We start from the raw sequence: 23,686 nt of genomic DNA on the forward strand, positions 1-23,686 counted from the left end.
ATTCACATGTTAGCACCGACCTTCACGTTACCGAACCAAAACGGCGAGATGATCTCACTTGAACAGTACCGCGGCCAAAAAGTCGTGTTGTACTTCTATCCGAAAGACGCGACACCAGGCTGTACGACCGAGGCGTGCGATTTCCGCGACGCGATGCCGAAACTCGAAGGGGCCGTCGTCATCGGCATCTCGGCCGACAGTCAGAAGAAACATCAAAACTTCATCGCCAAGCATGAACTCCCGTTCGACTTGCTCGTCGATGAAGAGCATGAGGTGTCGGAGCTGTACGGCGTCTGGCAGTTGAAGAAGAACTACGGCAAAGAGTACTACGGCATCGTCCGTTCGACGTTCCTCATCAACGAGGACGGCTATATCGAACAAGAGTGGCGGAGCGTCAAAGTGAAAGGCCACGTCGACGAAGTCATCGCAGCCCTCACGTCATAAGTCCGGCCGGTCTCCTGAACAGGAGGCCGTTTTTTTGTAGGTGACGTTTACAGTTTGATGTCAATTCAGCAACGGATAAGCCCATGCGTACGAACGCCTGAGGTGGTTTATGACAACTTGTTTACGCGCCAATCGGCCGATTTGACGGCCGGACGACCTTGACGAGTATGCGAATCTTCTGAAAAATGGGAAAGGCAACGGTACTACATAGGGGGAACGAACAGATGGCACAATTTGAGAACTGGTTAACCACGCTATCGGACCTTGTCTGGGGTCCGCACTTACTTATTTTATTGATCGGAACAGGCATCTTTTTAACTGTCCGACTCGGCTTTATCCAAGTGACAAGACTTGGGTTCGGTTTGAGAGAAGCATTCATCCCAAAAGCAAAAGATGAACAAAAGAAGCATCGCGGGGACATCACGCATTTCCAGGCGCTCATGACCGCGCTCGCCGCGACGGTCGGGACCGGGAACATGGTCGGGGTCGCCACAGCGGTCGTGCTCGGTGGACCGGGCGCCATCGTCTGGATGTGGTTGTCTGGTTTCATCGGCATGGCGACGAAATATGCCGAGGCGATTCTTGCCGTCAAATACCGCGTCGTCGATGAGCGGGGCGAGATTGCCGGCGGACCGATGTATTACTTAGAACACGGCTTGAAAAAACGCTGGCTCGGCATGACGTTCGCCTTGTTCGCGGCCGTCGCCGCTTTCGGGATCGGAAACGGCGTCCAAACGAATTCCATTAGTCTCGCGCTCAACACGTCGTTCGGCGTCCCGTTGTTCGTGACGGGGATCGTTCTCATGGTGCTGACGGCGTTCGTCATTCTCGGCGGCGTCAAGGCGATCGGGAAAGTCGTCGGCGTCTTCGTGCCGGTCATGATTTTTGCTTACGTCGGCGGGGGGGTCACCATCCTCGTCATGAACGCGGAGTTGATCCCGTCCGCTTTCGCGACGATCTTCTCGAGCACGTTCAGCGCGGAAGCGATCGGCGGCGGGGCACTCGGTGCCGCGATTCGATACGGTGTCGCCCGCGGCGTATTCTCGAACGAGGCCGGCCTCGGCTCGGCACCGATCGCGGCGGCTGCCGCCAAGACCGATTTCCCGGGACGGCAAGCGCTCGTCTCGATGACCCAAGTGTTGATCGATACACTCATCGTCTGTTCCATCACGGGGCTGACAATCGTCATGAGCGGTCAGTACGCGAGTGGTCTGCAAGGAATCGAACTGACACAAGCATCATTCGCTTATTTCCTCGGACCGGTCGGGGAACTGATCGTCACGATCTCGCTCGTCTTCTTCGCTTTCTCGACGGTGATCGGCTGGTGTTACTACGGGGAACGGTCGATTTATTACTTGTTTGGCGAGCGGTCGATCGTCCCTTACCGAATCATGTACATCGTTGTCGCCGGACTCGGCGCCATGACGACGAACTTGAATTTGATTTGGGCCGTCTCAGACGTCTTCAATGGCCTGATGGCCATCCCGAACTTGATCGGATTGCTGTTCTTGTCCGGGGTCGTCGTCGCGGAGACGAAGCGATTCGAGCTCGAAATGAAAAAAGAAAGACAACAAGCCGCATGACAAAAGGACGCATTCCCGTGTTGGGAGTGCGTCCTTGTCGTTACACTTTGAACTGGCCGATCAACTCGTTCAATTCATCCATCTTCTGTTGCGACATCTCCGTCGCTCGGTTCAGCTCACCGAACCGGTCGACCGAAAGCGTCACTTTCTCAGCGATGTCTTGCGTGCCGAGGGCGCCGTTGTTCACCGTGACGGCGACGTCTTGGATGACGGAAATCATGTTCGACGTCAACTGTTCGAGCTCGGCGGCGGCGTCCGCGAACTCGGAAGCGGTCGTCTCGAAACGTCCCGCATCCTCGCTGTACTGTTCAGCCGCTTCCTCGAGTTGGTCGTAGTCTTTGACGACGTTCGTGTCGAGGAAAGTGAGCATCTCGCTCGACGTCTCGTTCAAATGGTCGACCGAGTGAAGCACGGTCGTCGAGATCGCTTGGATGCGTTCGACGGTCGTCCGGCTCGTCTCGGCGAGCTTACGGATTTCGTCGGCGACGACGGCGAATCCGCGTCCTGCTTCTCCGGCCCGGGCCGCTTCGATTGAGGCGTTTAACGACAACAAGTTCGTCTGGGCGGCGATATCTAAAATGTCGTTCGTGAGCGTTGCGATCTCACGCACCGCCTTGGCGTCTTGCATCGCCCGTTCGAGCTTGTGCCGCGTCGAATCGAGCACGTCGAGGGCGGACGATTTCGCTTCGACGGCGTGGCCGCGCAAGGCGACCGCACGGGCGTCGACCCGTTTCGCTTCGTCTTTTCGTTCGGCTGCCATCGAGACGATGTGATGGAGCGTGCGTTCCATGTCCGAAGCTGACGCGTTCATCTCTTGAGCGCTCGCGGCCGTCTGTTGCATGCCCGCTGTCAAGTCCTCGGTCGTCGCGGCGGTCGTCGTCATGTACGTGTCAAGCGCTTTCAATTCTTCATACGTGTTGGCAGACTGAGCCGCGACGCCGCGGGAGACGTCGTTCACTTGCAAGATGAGCTGTCGCAAGTTGGCGATGAATTGGTTGAAGTCACGTGCGAGCCCTGAGAACTCGTCGCGGCGTTTCACCGGGATCGCCGTCGTCAAATCGCCTTGGCTCGTCGCGAGTTCGCGCATTTTCACTTTGAACTCGTTCAACGGCTCGAAGATCGAGCGGAAGATGAACAGCATCATGAGCACGGTGAAGATGGCGGCGGCCGCCATGATGACGATGAGTGTGAGCTGGACTTGTTCGAACAGCGCCTCCCCATGGTCGGTGTCGGCGATAATCGCGTCCCGGTTCAAGTTGACGAGGAGGCCGAGCGTGTTCGACAGCGCATCCGCACTCGGCGTCGCCGTGTCGCGGATGTAGCCTTCGGCCGCTGCCGGTCCTTCTTCGTTTGAGATGCGAAGCAACTCCGCGATGTTCGTCTGAAACGTCGACCATTGCGTCATCGCCTGGTCGAACAGTTCACGGTCAGCCTCGGTGATGATCGTCGACTCGTAGCCGCTCATCCGTTGTTCTAAAATCGTGACGCCTGTCTCGACGTCGCGCTCGACGTTTAGTTTCGTCACTTCGTCTTCGACGAGTGCGTGCCGAATCAGATGGCGCCGAATCTCGAGCAACTGTTTATCGACTTGATGAATCTGGTCCATGCCGGGCACCCACGACACGGTCATGTCTTCTTGTGCGGCTTTTGAGGCGTTCAAAGCGTATAACGCATAACCGCTCACGCCGAGCAATAAGACGAGCAAGACGGTGAACGCGGCAATCAGTTTATTCCGGATTGACATAGTGATCCTCCCCATGTATACAGTCTTCTCTATAAGCATAAGGAGATTGGGCCGCTCACCGAATAGCTCTTTTAGGAAACGAGTCAATGTTCGTGTCAGATTTCCCATGTTTGTAAAAAATGAAGCCGATTTTTGCCGGATTGGATTTTCTTTTTTGTCTTATGAAATAGTGGTATGATAAGGAGCGATGTATGAAAACATGTTGGAGGTGTGAAGATTGACTCGAATCACAGAAGATGAAGTACGGCACGTCGCCGGGCTCGCCCGACTTGCGATCACTGATGATGAAGTGACGCACTTCACGGAGCAATTGACAAAAATTCTCGAGTTCGCTGAGCAACTCGATGAGCTTGATACGACGGGCGTCATTCCGACGACCCATGCCCTAGATTTGAAAAACGTAATGCGCAAAGACGAGGTCCGCCCGTCGCTTCCACGCGAGGAAGTCGAACGGATGGCGCCTGATTGGGAAAACGGTCAAGTCCGTGTCCCAGCCGTCTTTGAATAAGGAGGCCCCACATGAGTTTATTCGACCACGGTGTAGCGAAGCTACATACCTTATTAAAAGAAGGCGAGGTCACGGTGACGGACCTCGTCAAAGAATCGTTCGACCAAATCGAGCGCACAGATGAAAAAGTTGGTGCGTTTTTGACGCTCAACGAAGATGCGTTCGAGCAGGCGAAACGGATGGACGACCTTGCCAAGACAGCGGACAATCCGCTCTTTGGATTGCCGATCGGCGTCAAAGATAACATCGTCACGAAAGGGACACGCACGACGTGTGCCTCTAAATTCCTCGAGAACTTCGTACCGGCCCATGACGCGACGGTCGTCGAGCGTCTTCACGACGCCGGAGCCGTCACAATCGGAAAGCTCAACATGGACGAGTTCGCGATGGGTTCGTCGAACGAGAACTCGGCGTTCAAAGTCGTCCGTAACCCGTGGGACACAAACCGCGTCCCAGGCGGTTCGTCAGGCGGTTCGGCGGCGACGGTCGCAGCCGGACAAGTGCTCTTCAGCCTTGGTTCGGATACGGGCGGCTCGATTCGCCAACCGGCCGCATACTGCGGTGTCGTCGGCATGAAGCCGACGTACGGTCTCGTCTCACGTTACGGTCTCGTCGCGTTCGCTTCGTCGCTTGACCAGATCGGCCCGCTCACGCGCACGGTCGAGGACAACGCCTACTTGTTGAACGCGATCGCCGGACATTGTGACATGGACTCGACGTCGTCGACGGTCGACCTTCCGGACTACACGAAGACGCTTCACGGCGATATCCGCGGCATGAAGCTTGCTTTGCCTAAAGAGTTCATGAGTGAAGGTGTTTCTGACGGTGTCCGCAAACAAATCGAACAAGCAATCGAGACGCTCAAATCGCTCGGTGCGACCGTTGAAACGGTATCGCTCCCGACTGTGAAATACGCGCTCCCGACGTACTACTTGCTCGCTTCATCTGAAGCGTCTTCGAACCTCGCCCGTTTCGACGGTATCCGTTACGGACGCCGGGCCGAAGCCGACGCGCTCGAAGAAGTGTTCACGTATTCGCGTGAACAAGGGTTCGGCGAGGAAGTGAAGCGCCGCATCATGCTCGGGACGTACGCCTTAAGCTCTGGTTATTACGACGCGTTCTATAAGAAGTCGCAACAGGTGCGCACGCTCATGAAGCAAGACTTCGCGAAAGTGTTCGAGAACTATGACGCGATCATCGGACCGACAGCGCCGACTGTCGCGTTCAAACTCGGCGACCAGCTCGAAGATCCGCTCACGATGTACGCCAACGACATCATGACGATCCCGGTCAACTTGGCCGGCGTCCCGGCCATCTCGGTCCCGGCCGGTCTGTCAGAAGGACTCCCGGTCGGTCTTCAAATCATCGGGAACCATTACAGCGAACCAACACTCTACCGCGTGGCCCATGCTTTCGAACAAGCAAACGGCGGTTTCAAAATGCCACAGCTTTAAGGAGGACAACGATGAACTTTGAAACGATCATCGGGATCGAGGTGCACGCTGAGCTGAGCACGAAGTCGAAGATTTGGTGTGGCTGCTCGCGCACGTACGGTGCCGAAACGAATACACAGACGTGTCCGATTTGCCTCGGACACCCGGGCGTCTTGCCTAAATTGAACGAAGAGGCGGTCAATCTCGCCATCAAGGCCGCGATGGCACTGAACTGTGAAGTCGCGACCGATACGAAATTTGACCGGAAGAACTACTTCTATCCGGATACGCCGAAAGCGTACCAAATCTCGCAGTTCGACCAGCCGATCGGTTTTAACGGCCATGTCGACGTCGAAGTCGACGGCGAGATGAAACGGTTCCGCATCGAGCGCGTCCACTTAGAAGAAGATGCCGGGAAGATGAACCATACGGGCGAGAAACACTCGGTCGTCGACTTCAACCGGACGGGTTCACCGCTCATCGAGATCGTCAGTGAAGCCGACATGCGCTCGCCGAAAGACGCGGTCGCGTACCTCGAGCGCTTGAAAGAAGTGCTCTCGTTCGCCGGCGTCTCAGACGTCAAGATGGAAGAAGGGTCGCTTCGTTGCGACTGCAACATCTCGGTCCGTCCGTTCGGGCAAGAGCCGTTCGGCACGAAGACGGAGCTCAAAAACTTGAACTCGTTCTCGAACGTGTTGAAGGCGCTCGAGTATGAGGAAGAACGTCATCGTAAACTGCTCATCACGGGCGGCGTCATGCGTCAAGAGACGCTCCGCTTCGATGAGGCGGCGAAGAAGACGATCCTCATGCGTGTCAAAGAAGGCGCGGCCGACTACCGCTACTTCCCAGAGCCGGACCTCGTCCGTCTTGAAATCGATGAGGAATGGAAGGAGCGCATTCGCGCCACGCTTCCGGAACTCCCGGTCGCACGCCGTGAACGTTACATGAACAACTATGGCTTGTCTGCGTATGACGCGAAGGCACTCACGTCGACACGTGAGTTCTCAGACTTCTTCGAGGCGACGACAGCCGCAGGTGCCGAGCCGAAAGCCGCAGCCAACTGGCTCATGGGCGAAGTGCTCGGACATTTGAACAAATCGGATGAGACGATCGAGACGATGAAGCTGACGCCGGGCGCGCTCGCGGAGTTGATTCGTTTGATCGGAGACGGTACAATTTCTTCGAAGATCGCCAAACGTGTGTTCACAGCGATGATCGAGGAAGGCGCCGAACCGAAAGCGTATGTCGAAGCGAACGGACTCGCCCAAATCTCGGACGAGAACTTGCTTCGCGGCTACATCGTGGACTTGTTCGAAGCGCATCCGCAAATGATTGAAGACTTTAAGAACGGGAAAGACCGGGCTAAAGGCTTCATCATCGGTCAGATCATGAAACAGACGAAAGGGATGGCGAACCCGGCACTCCTCGATGGCTTGTTCCACGAAGAGATTGCCAAACGCTAACGAAGCGGCGAGGCACTTGTGTCTCGCTTTTCGCTCGACATGAGCAAAGGGAGAGAATCAGTATGCAACGGAAACGTGCGCGGGTCATCTATAACCCGACATCAGGAAAAGAAGTGATCAAACGGGAACTCCCGTATATCTTGAACCGCCTCGAGGATGCGGGTTATGAGACGTCGACGTACGCGACGAAAGCAATCGGTGACGCGACGCTAGAAGCCGTCCGCGCCGCCGCGGCCGAGTTCGATTTAATCGTCGCAGCCGGTGGGGACGGTACGCTGAACGAGGTCATCTCTGGACTCGCGCCGCTCGAAACGCGTCCGACGATCGGACTCATTCCGGTCGGGACGACGAACGACTTCGCCCGGGCGATGCGAATCCCGCTCAGCGTCGTCGGCGCGCTCGACGTCATCTGCGACGGGTTCGAGATGCCGGTCGACCTCGGAGAGATCGAAGGCGAGAAAGGTGACATCCACTACTTCATCAACATCGCCGGCGGCGGCATCATGACGGAGCTGTCGTACGAAGTGCCGTCGAAACTGAAGACGGCGCTCGGTCAGCTCGCTTATTACGTCAAAGGGATGGAGAAACTGCCGCTCATCAAACCGACGTATATCGAGCTCGAGCACGACGAAGGGACGTTCAGCGGCGAAGTAATGATTTTCCTCACGTCGAACTCGAACTCGGTCGGCGGATTTGAGAAGATCTCACCGCACGCGTCATTGAACGACGGCTTGTTCGACTTGTTCATCTTACGGAAATGTAACTTGTTCGAGTTCATCCACGTCGTCCGTCTGCTCTTGCGCGGCGAACACTTGTCGAGCCCGCTCGTCGAACATTTCAAGACGAGCCACGTCAAGATGAAGACGACGGAGCCGATGAGCCTCAACATCGACGGCGAGTACGGCGGGGAATGTACCGGCGAGATGCGCAACTTGTTCCGTCACTTGACGGTGCTCGCGCCGAACGCCCGTATTCGCGAGATGGAAGAGTTGAACGCCCAATATGAGCGCGAACAGATGATCAAACAGCTGTTCAACGTGTCAATCGAGAAAGCAGAATGAGTCGGCTCGGCGTGGCGCACACGTCGAGCTTTTCGTTCGCCTCGAACGGGTAAACGATCTATACAGGAATCTTTGAATCGAGAAAGGAGAGGCATATGCTACCAGTGAAAAAGAATGACCGTCTTGACGTCGACATCCACGACCTCACCCACGAAGGGGCTGGCGTGGCGCGCGTCGACGGCTATACGTTGTTCGTGCCGAACGCGCTCCCCGGTGAGACGGTCGAGATCGTCGTCACGAAGACGAACAAACAGTACGGGTTCGCCCGATTGATTGATGTGAAACAAGCGAGCGCGGACCGCGTCGAACCGCCGTGCCCGATCTTTTATCAGTGCGGAGGCTGTCAGCTTCAGCACTTCAGCTATGACGGACAACTCCGTCAAAAACGCGCCCGCGTCGTCGACGCGCTGCAGCGGCTCGGCCAGTTCGACGTCCCGGTCCACGAGACGATCGGCATGCCGGAACCGTGGCGCTATCGCAATAAGGCACAAGTGCCGTTCAAAGACGAAGCGGGACGCCTTGTCGCCGGCTTCTATCGTCCGCGTTCCCACGACATCGTCGAGATGAAGGAATGCCTCATCCAAGACGAGCGCAACGACGAGGCCGTCCAAGTCGTCCGTGACGTGCTCGCGGCGCATGATGTGCCCGCATACGATGAGAAGACAGGCCGTGGCGTCATCCGCCACGTCATGGCTCGCTATGGATACCATTCAGGAGAGTTGATGATCGTCCTCATCACGAAGACGACGAAAATCAAAGGCGTGAACGAGATCGTCGCTGACATTTTGAAACGTCTCCCGGACGTGACATCGATCATGCAAAACGTTAACCCTGACAAGACGAACGTCATCTTAGGATCGACGAACAAACTCTTGTACGGTCATGAGACAATCGAGGACAAGATCGGCGGACTGACGTTCACGATTTCCCCGCACTCGTTCTTCCAGGTCAACCCGGTCCAAACGGAAAAACTTTACGGCAAGGCGCTTGAGTATGCGCAGTTGACCGGGACCGAGCAAGTCGTCGACGCCTATTGCGGCATCGGGACGATCAGTCTGTTTCTCGCGCGGAAAGCGGCGCACGTGTACGGCGTCGAAGTCGTACCGGAAGCGATCGAGGACGCGAAACAGAACGCGCTCGTCAATGAGATCGATAACGTGACGTACGCGTGTGGTGCGGCGGAAGATGTGTTGCCACAGTGGAAGAAAGATGGCATCAACCCGGACGTCATCGTCGTCGACCCACCGCGGAAAGGCTGTGCCGAGTCGTTCCTCGAGACGATGGTCGAGATGAGTCCGAAGCGGATCGTCTACGTGTCGTGTAACGTCGCGACGCAAGCGCGCGATATGCGTTACCTCGCAGACCGTGGCTACCGCCTCGTCGAAGTGACACCAGTCGACATGTTCCCGCATACGGCGCATGTCGAGACGGTGGCGTGGATGGAAAAAGTATAATAAAAACCCTTAGCTTTTCCGTTTTCATACGGTTCAGCTAAGGGTTCTTTTATACTTCTAAATTGAAGTATCCTTATTTATTTTGAATGGGAGCTTAAGGTTTATCGTAATCCGTAGAGAAGGGCTTTTCTTCATAGCAAAATAGACTCTAAGTTTGTTCGAATATGCCAAGGATTACTATAAATCGTAGACAAGTCGCTCAGGATTCGCTCATGTTTATAAATATTGGATGAGCTGTGCTTCAACAGTAATCAATTGTTGTTCGTCAGTAATCTCAAGCTTATTTGAGGATCCATTAGGATTGACGTGCTTTCGTGTACTGCTCCATAATGGCTTGCTTAAACTGGGATGAAGTGATTTCGCCATCTTCATATCGCTCCAGCAATTTTTGTGTAAAAGGACTTGGTTTTCCCCCATCGATTGCGGCCATACCAACTGCAAATTTTACTTGTTTTTGACGTTCGATATATGAGTTCTGATCCATTTTTTTCACCCTTTTCACTTCGATTAACTTATTAGTAATTATATCATACACGACGAACTATAAAATCGTGTGCAACTTCTCGCGATTAGTATGAACTCGAAGGCAGCGGACGAGGCTTTGTGAAGAAAGTGCTGTGTTTCAATTGACGAATGTCTGAAAAGAATAACAATCATTCAGCGTGAACAAGGGAATAAGATAACGATTGAACGTCATATGGAGAAGGGGGCGGGTTATAAAATTGATCAGCGAAGGAGGGCACTCGGTTTGAAACCATTGACTGAGTTGATTCAAGCATATACGTCGACCGTCAAACAAGGAGACATGCCGCTCGCGTATCGAGGTATCCTTGAATTTCTAGGGCACCTGCGATCTCGTTTCATGAAGAGTGGATACGAGGTGAGCGGTCTGTACCCAGGCTATATGGATATGTCTTACGTATCGGTAAACACATCGTCTTTGAAAGAGAGAGGGCTTAAAATCGCAGTTGTCTATCTCCATGGTACAGGGTGCTTTGAGGTGTGGTTGTCCGCTCGCAATAGGACACTGTCGGAACAGTACGCGACCACGTTTCAAACAGTACAAGGCTTCCATAACGATGAAAATCTAGATGCCATTCTTGAGCGCACATTGACATCTTCTCCCGATTTTGATGAGCCGGAGCAGTTGGCTGAATTGATTGAGCGGGAAGTCGAACGGTTCATTCAAGATGTGGAAACAATACTCGAGGGAGGGCGCTGATGGATTGGATGGCCGAAGTAGAAATGAGACTGAAGCGAGGTAATCAACTTCTGTGTGCGAAAGACAATACGTTTTTGGAAACATCCGGCAGACGGGTATTTGATTCCTATAGGAGCGACAAATCTCTATAACCTGGTTTTGTCGCACGCTGTCAGTCAACGTAAGGCGCACCAGTAGAAGCAGCAAGGAAGGGTTGGTCAAAAACAGGATATGAGGAGATCGTGTAAATGATGAAACAGACTAAAATGACAACTGTAGATGAATACATTTTACAATTTCCTGTTGAGGTTCAAGCAATCCTCCAGACGCTGAGGAAGTTAGTAAAAGACATCTCCCCTGAGGCAGAAGAAAAGATGAGTTACCAAATGCCCACGTATTATTTAAAAGGTAATTTGGTGCACTTTGCAGCATATAAAAATCATATTGGATTTTATCCAACTCCAGCAGGCATCGACGCTTTCAAAGATGAGTTATCCGACTACAAAAGTGCAAAAGGTTCTGTTCAGTTTCCGATTGATAAACCGATTCCTTTCGAATTAATAAAGAGGATAGTTGAGTTTAGAGTGAGTGAGATGAACGGTGACGCCGTAAAAAATAAAGAGTGACCGAGATATCGGCTTTATTTCCTGCCCACGAGATCGAAGTCGGTTGAAGTTACTAGAGAACTACGCGAAAACATGCAAAAAGACGGGCATTGAGGCCCGTCTTTTGTTTACAACACTTTACCGATCGCGGTTTCCCGTTCAGGAACTGCATCTTCACGCATCGCGTTGATTTCTTTATACTCGTTCGTATCTTTCCACAACTCGTCTTTCAACGGATTGAGTTTGTATTTGACGATCCGTGTCACTTGCCAGACGGCGAGGACGACGTTCAGTGCTAGACTAACAAGGGCAAGGGTCCAGTTCGCTGCCGGATTATACGACACGCTGACGTTAAACGTGCTGCCGACGGCGAAGAAGTAAGGGAACGTCATGACCCACATCATCCAAAACGATAGCGTTTGGGCACGGTTTTGCATCCATGTCCCTTTCGCCCAAAGAAGGACAGGGACCGTCGCGGCGATGTTCAAAGCGAAGCCTGAGTAGAACGCGTTGCCCGGTGCGCATGAATAGACGTAAGCGATATTCCAAATGCCGTACGCGACAATCCAAAGTTTCGTCTGATCCGGCCAAAGCATGTCTTTCTTCTTACCTGATGTGGCGAAGATGCCGACCCAGCCACAGATGAGGAGCAAGTTCAAAATTCCGGCGACGGCGTTCACGTAATTCCAACCGCCTGAGATGTAATACATCCCATCGACCATACCTTCAAATCCCATGATGCCGACTTGGAACTCTCGGAGAACGGCCTCGGCAATGTTAAGTGCCAAAATACCTGGGACGAGGATCAAGTACCATGGATGTTTCTTATGGTAGTCGGTGAAGCGGATGACCATGTAAATCAAACTTCCGGCTAATGCTGAATACACTTTCACCCAATGGAACCATGAGGTGATTTCAGGATCGGCAGTGAAAAACCAAATCGGGGTCAAGGCGATTGGTACGGCCATGAACATGAAGATACTCGCTTTTTTGCTAGATCGGACGATTTCATTTAACCCGATCAATAGACCGAAGACGACGAACCACATCGCGACATTGTACCAAGGGATAGACTCAAAGAAGAACATACGATAACGCCCCTTTCATTTCTAAAGGATAGTAACGGAACAACGATAAAAAATATGATGTCAATAAACATACCGAACGTTCGTTATGTTTATGTGAAAATTGTAACAAACTAATGAAAGCGATGTCAATACGGTTTGGTACGTCACACGGACATGTCATAAATCCGACAAATCATTATGATATAATTAGCCATTATTACGTGAGGAGCGTCGGGCATATGATGAACGAAGGAAAACAAAAGATATTAGAAGCGGCGCGAGCGACGATTATTGAACATGGCATCCAAGGCACGACGCTTCGAGGAATTGCTAATCGAGCCGGCTTGAGCACAGGAGCCATCTACCACTACTATAGTTCGAAAGAAGCGATTCTTTATGATGTGATGGATGAGGGGCTAGGCGAGATTCGCAGAATTGCGACGATTTCGATTGAAGACAAGAAAGAGGCTAGCGAAATCATTCAAGAAATCTTTGATGGGATGCAAGACCGACTTAAAAAAGATGCGGAAAGCCGCTTGCAGTTTTATTTAGCCCATGAGGCGATGCTCGGGAACGCGGAGTTACAAAATAAGTTCAAAGAAAAATACGAGGATTGGATCAATCGAGTCGAAGCCATCTTCGTGCGGGCGTATGGCGTCGAACGCGGTCCCTCGACGAGAGCGGTCGCCGCGTGGACGATGGCGGCCATCGATGGGATGGTGCTCCAAACGTTGTTGAATGTTCAAGTTGTCGAATCGGTTCATACGAATCGGGTACTGGAGTATTTACTACAGGACGGGTTTACGCACTTCTTTAAGATCATCCAAAATGATCAGCGCTGAGATTCTTAAAGTATTGTCAGTTGATACAACCGGTCGAACATAATAGAATGGATAAAGTGATTTGTTGGACCAGATAGGAAAGGGAATGATTTGACATGAACGAAAACTTCTGGCGCGATTTGCCGCGTCCATTCTTTATACTTGCCCCGATGGAAGACGTCACCGATGTCGTCTTCCGCCACGTCGTTGCCCACGCGGGACGTCCTGACGTCTTCTTCACCGAGTTCGCTAACTCGGACAGCTACTGCCATCCGGAAGGGAAAGGCAGTCTGCGCGGACGTTTGACGTTCACCGAGGATGAGCAGCCGATCGTCGCCCACATATGGGGAGACAACCCGGACTACTTCCGTGAGATGAGCATCGGTATGGCCGAGATGGGCTATAAAGGGCTCGACATCAATATGGGTTGCCCGGTGCCGAACGTCGCCAAACGCGGGAAAGGGAGCGGACTTATCCTCCGTCCTGACGTCGCGGCGGAACTCATTCAAGCGGCGAAAGCCGGCGGCATCCCGGTCAGCGTCAAGACACGACTCGGCTTTGCAAAGCTCGACGAGTGGCGCGACTGGTTGACGCATCTCTTAAAGCAAGATATCGCCAACTTGTCGATTCACTTGCGCACACGCAACGAAATGAGTAAAGTCGACGCGCATTGGGAGATGATCCCAGACATCGTGAAACTGCGCGACGAAATCGCACCAGATACGCTCATCACGATCAACGGCGACATTCTCGACCGTCAAATGGGATTAGAACTTGTCGAGAAGTATGGTGTCGACGGCGTCATGATCGGCCGCGGGATTTTCAAGAACCCGTTCGCGTTCGAAAAAGAGCCACGCGAGCACTCGATGGAAGAACACCTCGACTTGCTTCGTCTCCAACTCGATTTGCAGGACAAGTTCCAAGAAGAGGTGCCACGTTCGATTTCGAACTTGCATCGTTTCTTCAAGATTTACGTGAAAGGGTTCCGCGGGGCGAGCGACCTCCGTGTGAAGCTCATGGATACGAAATCGACGGATGAAGTGCGGGCACATCTCGATGCGTTCGTTGAGAACTACCATAAAGAAGAAGCGGCACTCGCCGAGGCGGCGTTGACAGTCGAATAAGGGATGATGGGATTCAGCAGATGCTGGGTCCTTTTTATATGGGACGATGGAAAAATGAAACATGTATTGAATTCGATGCGTATGAAATGAATGGAAGGGGAGGATGAACATGAATGAATGGCGTGAATCAGCGGTCGGGCTTGGTCTTGTGTTTGGAACGGCTGGCGGGTTGGTCATCTCTTTATTATTCGATTTTCCGTCTGTATATGGCATCGTCATCGGTTCAATCATCGGATATTGGATTGGACTGCTGATCTCCATCCGTGCGATGAAACGATGACGCCCCATTGATTAAAACATGAGGAGGTTTCCACTTGAGTGAATTTCAATTTATAACGAGTACACAACCATTACAAGAAGTTGAAAATCCATATATCGAGTTCTTATCGATCAACGAGGCCATCAAAAAAGGTGTCATTTTTCCTGAGATGCTCACAGACGACGAGGACCTCGATCGTGATGAGAAGATTTTGATGAACGTCGAGTCGGAAGAGCAGCTCGACGAGATTGAGATGAAGCGAGATCTCTATTATGACGTGGAGAACGTCGAGGCGTATTCTTCAAAACTGCACGTCGTTGAATTGCGCTGGCGCTATTCCGACTCGAGAGCCGAACAGCTTGTCGAGTATATAACCAACCACTTGCAGACAGCGGATGAGGTTGAGATTTGGAAAGTATGGGTCGATGAACAGACGGAACCAAGCGTCAAGACAATCACACGCGACGAGTTGACGATTGATTCGTTGCGATTTTTAGGGGACGTCGGATTTGAACGACCGGAGTGCCTTCGGGTGACAAAAGCATAATCTGACCGAACGAGTCCTTTCGTTCGGTTTTTTGTTTTGTCTCCTCACTTGAAAAAGACTGCTATATTATGAGAAGAAGAGTCAGGAGGGAACAGCATGCACATTTTAATCGTTGAAGACGACCGGACAATCGCGTCCGGTCTCCAATATTCGCTTGAACAAGAACAATTCACGACGACGTTATGTCAAAACGTGGCCGACGCGACACGTTTGATTGAACAACAGTTACATACGATCGACCTGTGCCTCTTTGATTTGTCGTTGCCGGATGGGAGCGGCTATGACTTGTGTCGGCTTGTGAAGCAAAAACACGATATGCCCGTCATTTTTTTGACGGCGTTTGATGACGAAGTCAATGTCGTCATGGGACTCGACATGGGCGCGGATGATTACATCACGAAACCATTCCGGGTCCGTGAGCTTATCTCACGGATCCACTCGGTACTGCGTCGCTACAATAAGCAGGCCAGTTCGCCCATTCTGACAATCGGGTCGGTCGAAATCAATCCGCAAGACGCCAAAGTCAAAAAGGACGGACACGAGATCTTGTTGACGGCGCTCGAATATCGGTTATTGCTCATCTTCGGGAAACATACGGGACAAGTGTTGTCACGCGCCCAGCTGCTCGACCAGATGTGGGACGTGGGTGGGGACTTTGTGAATGACAATACATTGACCGTCTATATCAAACGGTTACGCGAAAAGCTTGAGGACGACCCGCAGCACCCGACGTTGATTAAGACAATCCGCGGGATCGGCTATAAGGTGGAGGGGTAAGATGCTGCGAAACCGAGAAATCCGTATCTATTTGCTGAGTCTCTTTGTGATGATCAGTTTAGCTGTGGGCGCGGCGCTGTTCATTTCGATGGAGGTCATACTCCTCGTTGCCGTCCTATCGATCGCATTCGTCGCCGTGACATATCGGTTCACGACGTGGCGGTATCGCGAAATCGAACAGCTGTCGAGCTACCTCCAAGAGATTAGCAACGGCAACTATAAACTCGACGTTCGCGATAACCGCGAAGGCGAGCTCAGTCTGTTGAAGAGCCAAATCTATAAAGTGACGAAGATGTTGTCGGAGCAAGGGACGCATCTCGAAGAGGACAAGCAGAAACTGACGGATGCGATTTCTGACATCTCTCATCAGCTGAAAACGCCGCTCACGTCGATGACGGTCATGGCTGACTTGCTCAGTGACCCGCGGCTGTCAGATGACAAGCGTCAAGAGTTCACGCATAACGTGCAAGTGCAGCTCGAGCGGATGGAGTGGCTCGTGTCGTCGCTCCTCAAGCTGTCTAAAATCGATGCCGGGACGATTCATTTTAAACGGGAACCGGTGTCCGTGCCCGCACTTGTTCAAGCCGTGACGGAACCGATGCTCGTGCCGATCGATATAAAAATGCAGCGGCTTCAGATTACGGGTGAGCGTGACGTCACGTTTGAAGGTGATTTGAAGTGGACGATTGAGGCGCTCATCAACATTTTGAAGAATTGCGTCGAACATACACCGGAAGAAGGGGAGTTGTTCATCGAGTTCAGTGAGAACACACTCTACACGGAAATCATCATCCGCGACACGGGGAGCGGAATCGACAAACAAGACGTCCCGTATATCTTCCAGCGTTTTTATAAAGGTGTGAATGCGAGTGACGACAGTGTCGGAATCGGGCTCGCCATGGCCCACAGTATCATCACGAGCCAGCAAGGTGAATTGACTGTCCGCAGTGAACGTGGAGTCGGGACCGCGTTTCAAATTCGATTCTACAAAGCAATCGTCTAATCGTGTAAGTGACAAAATAGTCACTTTCGAGTCACGGACGTGTCACACTCGCTCGGTACACTCGAAGTAGATCAAGTACTGGAGGGTGCAACCATGAACATATTAGAAGTGAAACATTTATCGAAAGTGTATGGGAAAGACGAGATGGAAGTGCGGGCGCTCGATGACGTGTCGTTCACCGTGAAAAAAGGGGAGTTCGTCTGTATCGTCGGACCATCGGGTTCAGGGAAGTCAACGTTGTTGCATTTGCTTGGCGGTGTCGACGTCCCAACGAGCGGACAGGTTTTAATCGATGACACGGATATTTACAAGTTAGACGAGACGCAGCTCGCCATCTTCCGGCGTCGTCAAATCGGCTTGATTTATCAATTTTACAATTTGATCCCGATTTTGACGGTCGAGGAGAACATCACGCTGCCGATGCTGTTGGACGAGCAAAAAGTCGACGCCGCCCATTTGGAGCGTATCATCGGCATCCTCGGGCTGTCGAACCGATTGACGCATCTGCCGAACCAACTGTCGGGCGGGCAACAGCAACGCGTTTCGATCGGACGAGCGCTCATCAGTAATCCGGCCATCATCTTGGCCGACGAGCCGACAGGGAACTTGGACAGTCAAAATAGCGAAGAGATTATGAGCCTTTTAAAACTGTTCAACAAGAAGTTCAATCAGACACTCATCGTCATCACCCACGACGAGCGAATCGCGTTGCAGGCGGACCGAATCATCTCGATCGAGGATGGGAAGATCGCGAAGAATGAGGTCGTCCGCTCATGAATATCATCCAAAAAATGACGATGCGGCATTTGCGTGAGAATAAACGGCGTTCGCTCGTCACCATCATCGGTGTCATCATCTCGGTGTCGATGATCACGGCCGTCACGACACTCGGCTCGTCTTTTCTCGACTTGATGATTCGTCAAGATATCGCAGACAACGGGGAATGGCACGTCAAATATGTCAACACGAATGCCGAGCAGGTCGAGGCGATTCGTGGCGACGCGGCGACCAAAGACGTCATCCTATCAAGTGATGGTTATGCGGAACTAGAAGGTTCGCAAAACGCATATAGACCGTATGTGTACATCCGGAACTATAACACGTCGGGTTTGAAAAACTTTCCGGTCGATTTGACGGAAGGACGCTTGCCGAAACGAGAAGGAGAAGTCGTCATTTCCGAGGCGATCCGTCAAAACGCTCTCGTCACGTACAACATCGGTGATCAGTTGACGCTCGATATCGGGGAGCGCATGGACGACACGTCAGGTCGTGAGTTGACGCAAAACGATGGGTTGATTCGTGAAGGGGAAGATGTCCTCGAACGTTTGAAAGTCGAGGACACGGTGACGCTGACTGTCGTCGGAACGATGGCGCGTCCGGCATGGGAGCCGACTTGGGCGCCGGGTTACACGGTCGTCGGATTCATCGATGACAAGGCGCTGAATGGGTCGACCGTCGATACGTTCGTCGCTTTGAACGATGTCAGCAACTCGATTTATGAAAAGACGGATCGATTGATGAAAGAACAAGGGATTGAAGGAGTTGCCTATAACACATCACTCCTTCGCTATTATGGGGTGACGGACGATGGCGGTCTACGCAAAACGCTATACGGATTCGCCGGGATCATCATGGCGGTGATCGTCATCGGTTCGATTTCGCTCATTTATAACGCATTCGCCATCAGCGTGTCCGAACGTTCGCGTTATCTCGGGATGCTCGCAAGTGTCGGGGCAACGAAGCGACAAAAGCGGAACTCGGTCTATTTTGAAGGACTCATCATCGGTGGGATCAGCATCCCGATCGGTATCCTTGCCGGGGTGACCGGCATCGGGGTCACATTCCTATTCATCAACGCGTTTGCTGAGAAAGCACTCAACTTGACGGAGAAGTTTGAGGTTGTCGTCACACCCGTCACGCTCATGCTGACGATTTTGATTTCGAGCGTGACGATTTTCATCTCCTGTTATCTTCCGGCCCGTCGCGCTTCTAAAATTTCAGCCATCGATGCGATTCGTCAGTCGCAGGACGTTCGATTGACGTCGAAGAACGTGAAGACGTCAAAACTTGTCCGGCGTATCTTCGGTTTGGAAGCAGAAATCGGATTGAAAAATACGAAGCGCAACCGGAAACGGTATTTAGCGACGGTGTTCTCGCTCGTCATTAGCATCGTGCTGTTTTTAGTCGTCAGTTACTTCACGGACCGGCTCGAACAATCGCTCGAGATGTCGCAAGGCACGTACGAGTTCGACATCCTCGTGAACGGGGCGAATCTTAATACGGATGACTTACGACGCTATGAGACGTTGGACGATGTGACGAACGGGACGTACTTCGAGAACACGACGGTTCGTACCTTAGTCAATCAAACACGGCTACCCGATACGATTTTGGAGCAAGAAGGTGTGACGGATTCATTTGTCGATGGAGAATATGACTACTACGTGTCGCTCTATCAGTTAGACGACAAAAGTTTTGACGACTATTTGAAACAGATTGGGGCATCCGCTAGCGATTTTGCAGACGGAGAAATCCCGAGTGCCGTCTTGATTGATGAAGTATCCTATCAAGACTTCGATAAGAAAAAGTTCGTCACGTCAAAAACGATTGAGACAAAACTCGGCGATACGCTCGAACTACGGGACGAGAATGCAACGGATGAGGCGGCACCGCTCAAAATAATCAAAATCGCCGCCATGACCGACGTCGCCCCGACCGGTGTGATGACTAGTTCCCTCGGATGGCTCGATGTGATCGTTCGAGAAGGGACGTTTGGAGAGGATGCGATCGGTAATTTGTTGAAACAATCGAGTCCGTCGATTGCGTTGAACACGAATGACCCGGATGCGACGCAACAAGTGATTGAAGCGGAGCAAAATATGGATCAATATATCTTCAACGTGTCGGAACAGCGTGAACAACAAGAGCAAGTGTTATTGCTGCTATCGATTTTCGTCTATGGATTCATCGTCTTGATTTCGCTCATCTCGGTTGCGAACATCTTCAACACGATCTCGACGAGCGTCTCGCTCCGGCGCCGCGAATTCGCGATGCTGCGATCGGTCGGGATGACACCGAAAGGGTTCAACAAGATGGTGTACTATGAGAGCATCTTCTACGGCGTGAAGGCGCTGGCATATGGACTGCCAATCAGTGTGCTCATCATGTACCTCATTTACCGCGCGCAGATCAACACGTTCGAAGCACCATTCTCATTGCCATGGGGCGATATCTTGTTCGTCACGGTCGTGATCTTCCTCATCGTTGGTTCTTCGATGCTGTATGCCATCTCGAAAGTAAAATCGGATAATATCATCGACCGATTGAAGCAAGAAAATAACTAATATGAATGCATGGGGATTCAGTGTCTACTGGGTCCCTTTTTTTGTAAAATGAGAATGAGAAAAGAGGTGGGAGAATGGATATCCGAGAATTATTGAACGGAGGGGATTTGCGATCAATTGGCCATGTCGATGAGGTTGTTCAATTCGTTGGGGATGACGCGGAACGATTCGATGAATTGATGAGCGGTTTGACCGATGCACGTCCTGTCGTCCGAATGCGGAGCGCGGATGCGCTGGAAAAAGTGACACGAGGTCATCTAGAGCTGCTTCGACCGCACCAAGCGACCTTGTTCCAACAGCTACATCTCGCCACCCAACAAGAAGTGAGGTGGCACTTGGCCCAGTTGATGCCACGGCTGACTTGGGCGGAAGAAGAGGCAACTGAGATTGTCCGTGTGCTCACCGGATGGATCGATACCGAGACGAGCAACATCGTCATCGTCAATGCACTTCAAGCGCTGTTCGACTTGAGCATAATGCATCCACGATTCCGTGACGATGTCATCACTCTGCTCAAGGGAAAACTGGAGTCGGGGAGTCCGGCCGTGAAGAGCCGCTCAAAAAAACTTTTACGAAACGTGTGACCGATGCGTCTTGTTTTCGGTCTATAGAGATGAAGGTGAAAAGGAGGGATTCAGTTGGATGATGGAGCGATTATCGATTTGTATGTTGCCCGTTCTGAGCAGGCGATTGCGGCGACGGCAGCGAAGTACGGGGCGTATTGTTATACGATTTCCTATAATATTTTGCATAGCCGGGAAGACGCCGACGAGTGTGTGAACGACACGTATATGAAAGTGTGGCACGCGATCCCACCGACACGACCGCGACGGTTTTCGGCCTACTTGGCGAAACTCGTCCGAAATGTCGCCCTCCATACATATGAGAAGGCGCACGCTAAAAAACGAGGTGGCAGTCAAGTGCCGCTCGTCCTCGAGGAACTCGAGCACTGTCTGTCGTCGTCGACCGATGATACGGAAGTGGTCGACTTGTTGAACGGATTTTTGGAACAGTTGCCGCAAGAGACACGACAGATTTTCATGTCGCGCTATTTTCACTTTCAATCGATTAAAGAAATCGCAAACGCGCGACAGTTGAGCGACAGCAAAGTGAAGATGGTGCTCATGCGGACGCGAAACGAGCTGAGGGACAAGTTGGCAGCGGAAGGGGTGATACGATGAGCGGGAAACGGTTGGCGCAGTTGATAGGGGAAGTCGATGATCGGTTTGTCGAAGAATCGATGCAGGGAAGTGTCAAGAAACGACAACGCGTCAAGTGGGTTGGAGGAATGATTGCAGTCGCCGCGGTCTCGCTTTTTGTGTTCTCGTGGGACGGCTTCAAAGAACGAATTCCGCTATCAGACAACTCGAGTAATATGTCGGTCGCCTATGTCGATGAAGGGGACATCGATGTCGGGATGTCGTCCGCGAATCTGATAGAGATGAGTGAGGACGAACTGTTCTCGAAATGGGAACCGGCTTTGATTCGAGGTGTCGTGACGCAAATCGATCACATCGAGCTCGACTTTAATGGACAAGAGGAATACCGGTCGCTCGTGACGATTGACGTGACAGACGTCTATCGGGGGGACCTCGAGCCGGGCAGTGCGATCCAAGTGCTTACCGTCGCGGGCGTTGGCTCGGAGGTGTTGCAGTCGGATGCGGACGTCGTCTCCGAGCTTCGGCTCGGCATGGAAGGGATTTTCATGCCGATTCCGTACGATGCGTCACACATCTGGTCACAAAATGGGGCCACGCTTCAATTGACGGATGTGAGTGCTTACGGTTTTCCGGACGGTGAGCGGTACATGTTCTTGAATACGGAACAAGGTCTCGTCTTCAGTCGAGACGCTTATCCGTCTTTGGCGGAGGCCAAGACGATTGAGGATGTGGAAACGTTCATGATGGAACAGGCTCGATGAGACAAAAATAGGGAGAAGGGTAAAAATCATGGCAACTAGTGAATGGCGTCAATCTGCCGTCGGGTTGGGACTCGCGTTCGGCTCTGCTTTCGGAGTCATCATCCCGCTCATTTTCGGGTTTGAACTCGTATACGGGATTGTGATTGGGGCGACCGTGGGCTGGATTGTCGGGACAATCATTTCACTTAAACGAGAATGAAGCAAACGAACCGGCACCGTAATTACGTAGGAATAGATGAAGTACGCACGAAGGATTGCACGGATAGGAAAAATGATAGAAACGCAGAAGATGATGGTACTGGGAAAGAATCGAAGCGAAATGAAGAAACGGAACAACGAGGGAGGAAGCCCATTGAGAATGTTACGTGCCAGACATTTTGAACAAGCCGAACAAACGATTCTGACATACGGAAGACCTTTAGAAATTGCGTGGTTCAATCACTATTTTCACGAGCAATCACAAGAACACGTCGTACTTGAACTGAGTAAGTATCAAAACGACGATGGTGGATTTGGGCATGGGCTTGAGTCCGATTTCAGAGCCCCAATCTCCTCACCGATGGCGACATCTGTCGGGTTGCGACACTTGAATGAACTAAGTGGAATAGACGCCACAAAACCGATGATCGAAGCTGCGATTCACTATTTGGAAAACACGTATGACGCATCGCGAAATGGTTGGTTTGCTGTGTCGAAAGATAGCAATGATTTTCCTCATGCTTTTTGGTGGCACTATGACGAGACCGAAAACATGACGATGATCGATCGGAATTGGGGAAATCCTTCTGCGGAGATTATTGCTTATCTGTATAAATATCGTGAATACACCACTCACTTAGACGCCGAGCGGCTCGTCGAAGATGCTATTCAGTATATGAATCGGAAGCCCATATTCAATTCAGAAAATGAAATCTATTGTTTTATCAGACTGTTTGATGTAGTGCCTGAGGCGTGGCGAACGCGTCTCGAGAGTGGTCTCATCAATGCTGTCGGACAAGTCATTGATTATGAAGAAGAACGATGGCACGAATATGTCCCAACGCCGCTTAGCTTCATGTGCGCGAAAACGAATAACCGTTTCGGGATACACGAACGGAAACTAGACGCCCACTTACATTTTGTGATGGATGAATTGGAAAGGCACGGAAAGATTTTGCCTCCGTGGGGCAAAACGTATTATGAGACTGATTTGAAACAAGCCTATCCAGAATGGATTGGGGTATTGACGCTTAAAGCGTTACTTTCGTTGCGACGGTTTGACAGACTGGAACCGAAGCGATGAAATGAGTCATTGAGTGGGCTATAACCATTCAGCAATGAGGAATTC

The 23,686-nt window shown here is 51.8% G+C and carries 24 protein-coding genes and 1 pseudogene; 22 read left to right on the forward strand and 3 right to left on the reverse strand.

What is annotated here, in order from left to right:
• The first annotated feature begins 6 nt into the window (after positions 1-6).
• A complete protein-coding gene (gene bcp, locus JJU47_RS06235; protein ID WP_228617228.1) occupies positions 7-444 on the forward strand; it encodes a thioredoxin-dependent thiol peroxidase in 438 nt (145 codons plus the stop codon).
• A gap of 224 nt (positions 445-668) precedes the next feature.
• Positions 669-2,027: an alanine/glycine:cation symporter family protein gene (locus tag JJU47_RS06240; protein WP_228617231.1), complete on the forward strand. Its 1,359-nt coding sequence runs from the start codon at positions 669-671 to the stop codon at positions 2,025-2,027.
• A gap of 40 nt (positions 2,028-2,067) precedes the next feature.
• Here JJU47_RS06240 and JJU47_RS06245 read toward each other — a convergent pair whose 3' ends face one another.
• A complete protein-coding gene (locus JJU47_RS06245) occupies positions 2,068-3,771 on the reverse strand; it encodes a methyl-accepting chemotaxis protein (RefSeq protein ID WP_228617233.1) in 1,704 nt (567 codons plus the stop codon).
• A 217-nt stretch (positions 3,772-3,988) separates the two neighbouring features.
• On the opposite strand from JJU47_RS06245, the gene gatC reads away from it, so the two are divergent.
• From gatC to rlmD, 5 genes and pseudogenes are all read left to right on the forward strand, one after another.
• On the forward strand, positions 3,989-4,279 hold the full coding sequence (gene gatC / locus JJU47_RS06250) for an Asp-tRNA(Asn)/Glu-tRNA(Gln) amidotransferase subunit GatC (RefSeq protein ID WP_228617237.1): 291 nt from the start codon (positions 3,989-3,991) through the stop codon (positions 4,277-4,279).
• Positions 4,280-4,290: 11 nt separating this feature from the next.
• Complete coding sequence (gene gatA / locus JJU47_RS06255; protein WP_228617240.1) at positions 4,291-5,733, forward strand: Asp-tRNA(Asn)/Glu-tRNA(Gln) amidotransferase subunit GatA; 1,443 nt, start codon at positions 4,291-4,293, stop codon at positions 5,731-5,733.
• Positions 5,734-5,744: 11 nt separating this feature from the next.
• Complete coding sequence (gatB, locus tag JJU47_RS06260) at positions 5,745-7,175, forward strand: Asp-tRNA(Asn)/Glu-tRNA(Gln) amidotransferase subunit GatB (RefSeq protein ID WP_228617243.1); 1,431 nt, start codon at positions 5,745-5,747, stop codon at positions 7,173-7,175.
• A gap of 38 nt (positions 7,176-7,213) precedes the next feature.
• Positions 7,214-8,236, forward strand: a pseudogene (locus JJU47_RS06265) (diacylglycerol kinase); the annotation flags it as partial.
• A 95-nt stretch (positions 8,237-8,331) separates the two neighbouring features.
• On the forward strand, positions 8,332-9,690 hold the full coding sequence (gene rlmD / locus JJU47_RS06270; RefSeq protein WP_228617248.1) for a 23S rRNA (uracil(1939)-C(5))-methyltransferase RlmD: 1,359 nt from the start codon (positions 8,332-8,334) through the stop codon (positions 9,688-9,690).
• 295 nt (positions 9,691-9,985) lie between these two features.
• Here rlmD and JJU47_RS06275 read toward each other — a convergent pair whose 3' ends face one another.
• Positions 9,986-10,174, reverse strand: coding sequence for an antitoxin VbhA family protein (locus tag JJU47_RS06275; protein ID WP_228617250.1), 189 nt, complete (start codon positions 10,172-10,174; stop codon positions 9,986-9,988).
• Between the two features lie 264 nt (positions 10,175-10,438).
• On the opposite strand from JJU47_RS06275, the gene JJU47_RS06280 reads away from it, so the two are divergent.
• Together JJU47_RS06280 and JJU47_RS06285 are read left to right on the forward strand one after the other, a co-directional pair.
• Positions 10,439-10,912, forward strand: coding sequence for a DUF7000 family protein (locus JJU47_RS06280; protein WP_228617252.1), 474 nt, complete (start codon positions 10,439-10,441; stop codon positions 10,910-10,912).
• Between the two features lie 230 nt (positions 10,913-11,142).
• Positions 11,143-11,517: an iron chaperone gene (locus tag JJU47_RS06285; RefSeq protein ID WP_024370552.1), complete on the forward strand. Its 375-nt coding sequence runs from the start codon at positions 11,143-11,145 to the stop codon at positions 11,515-11,517.
• A 107-nt stretch (positions 11,518-11,624) separates the two neighbouring features.
• Here the strand turns inward: JJU47_RS06285 and JJU47_RS06290 are convergent, their stop codons facing one another.
• Complete coding sequence (locus JJU47_RS06290) at positions 11,625-12,584, reverse strand: DUF5692 family protein (RefSeq protein ID WP_228617255.1); 960 nt, start codon at positions 12,582-12,584, stop codon at positions 11,625-11,627.
• Between the two features lie 218 nt (positions 12,585-12,802).
• Between JJU47_RS06290 and JJU47_RS06295 the strand changes: the two genes are divergently transcribed.
• The 13 genes from JJU47_RS06295 to JJU47_RS06355 all read left to right on the forward strand — a co-directional run bounded on the left by JJU47_RS06295 (position 12,803) and on the right by JJU47_RS06355 (position 23,641).
• Entirely contained in the window at positions 12,803-13,405 is a 603-nt protein-coding gene (locus JJU47_RS06295) for a TetR/AcrR family transcriptional regulator (protein ID WP_228617257.1), read from the forward strand.
• Between the two features lie 95 nt (positions 13,406-13,500).
• Positions 13,501-14,508, forward strand: coding sequence for a tRNA dihydrouridine synthase (locus tag JJU47_RS06300; RefSeq protein ID WP_047374524.1), 1,008 nt, complete (start codon positions 13,501-13,503; stop codon positions 14,506-14,508).
• A gap of 109 nt (positions 14,509-14,617) precedes the next feature.
• Positions 14,618-14,788 carry a hypothetical protein gene (locus tag JJU47_RS06305; RefSeq protein WP_156111491.1) on the forward strand — a complete coding sequence of 57 codons (171 nt, stop codon included), beginning with the start codon at positions 14,618-14,620 and terminating at the stop codon, positions 14,786-14,788.
• Between the two features lie 34 nt (positions 14,789-14,822).
• Positions 14,823-15,314 (forward strand): hypothetical protein, encoded by a 492-nt coding sequence (locus JJU47_RS06310; protein WP_228617259.1) that lies wholly within the window; start codon positions 14,823-14,825, stop codon positions 15,312-15,314.
• Between the two features lie 96 nt (positions 15,315-15,410).
• Positions 15,411-16,091, forward strand: coding sequence for a response regulator transcription factor (locus tag JJU47_RS06315; RefSeq protein WP_228617262.1), 681 nt, complete (start codon positions 15,411-15,413; stop codon positions 16,089-16,091).
• Position 16,092: 1 nt separating this feature from the next.
• Positions 16,093-17,094 (forward strand): sensor histidine kinase, encoded by a 1,002-nt coding sequence (locus JJU47_RS06320; protein ID WP_228617265.1) that lies wholly within the window; start codon positions 16,093-16,095, stop codon positions 17,092-17,094.
• 93 nt (positions 17,095-17,187) lie between these two features.
• Entirely contained in the window at positions 17,188-17,871 is a 684-nt protein-coding gene (locus JJU47_RS06325) for an ABC transporter ATP-binding protein (RefSeq protein ID WP_228617268.1), read from the forward strand.
• On the forward strand, positions 17,868-20,438 hold the full coding sequence (locus JJU47_RS06330; protein ID WP_228617271.1) for an ABC transporter permease: 2,571 nt from the start codon (positions 17,868-17,870) through the stop codon (positions 20,436-20,438). The genes JJU47_RS06325 and JJU47_RS06330 overlap by 4 nt, the downstream gene beginning before the upstream one ends.
• A 74-nt stretch (positions 20,439-20,512) precedes the next feature.
• Positions 20,513-21,022: a hypothetical protein gene (locus JJU47_RS06335; RefSeq protein WP_228617274.1), complete on the forward strand. Its 510-nt coding sequence runs from the start codon at positions 20,513-20,515 to the stop codon at positions 21,020-21,022.
• Positions 21,023-21,076: 54 nt separating this feature from the next.
• Complete coding sequence (locus JJU47_RS06340) at positions 21,077-21,619, forward strand: RNA polymerase sigma factor (RefSeq protein ID WP_228617276.1); 543 nt, start codon at positions 21,077-21,079, stop codon at positions 21,617-21,619.
• Positions 21,616-22,359: a hypothetical protein gene (locus tag JJU47_RS06345; protein WP_228617278.1), complete on the forward strand. Its 744-nt coding sequence runs from the start codon at positions 21,616-21,618 to the stop codon at positions 22,357-22,359. Before JJU47_RS06340 ends, JJU47_RS06345 begins: the two co-directional genes overlap by 4 nt.
• 28 nt (positions 22,360-22,387) lie before the next feature.
• Entirely contained in the window at positions 22,388-22,558 is a 171-nt protein-coding gene (locus JJU47_RS06350) for a septum formation initiator (RefSeq protein WP_228617280.1), read from the forward strand.
• 153 nt (positions 22,559-22,711) lie between these two features.
• A complete protein-coding gene (locus tag JJU47_RS06355; RefSeq protein ID WP_228617283.1) occupies positions 22,712-23,641 on the forward strand; it encodes a hypothetical protein in 930 nt (309 codons plus the stop codon).
• Positions 23,642-23,686 lie beyond the last annotated feature (45 nt).

The sequence above is a fragment of the Exiguobacterium sp. genome, assembly GCF_020832205.1.
Classification (GTDB): domain Bacteria; phylum Bacillota; class Bacilli; order Exiguobacteriales; family Exiguobacteriaceae; genus Exiguobacterium.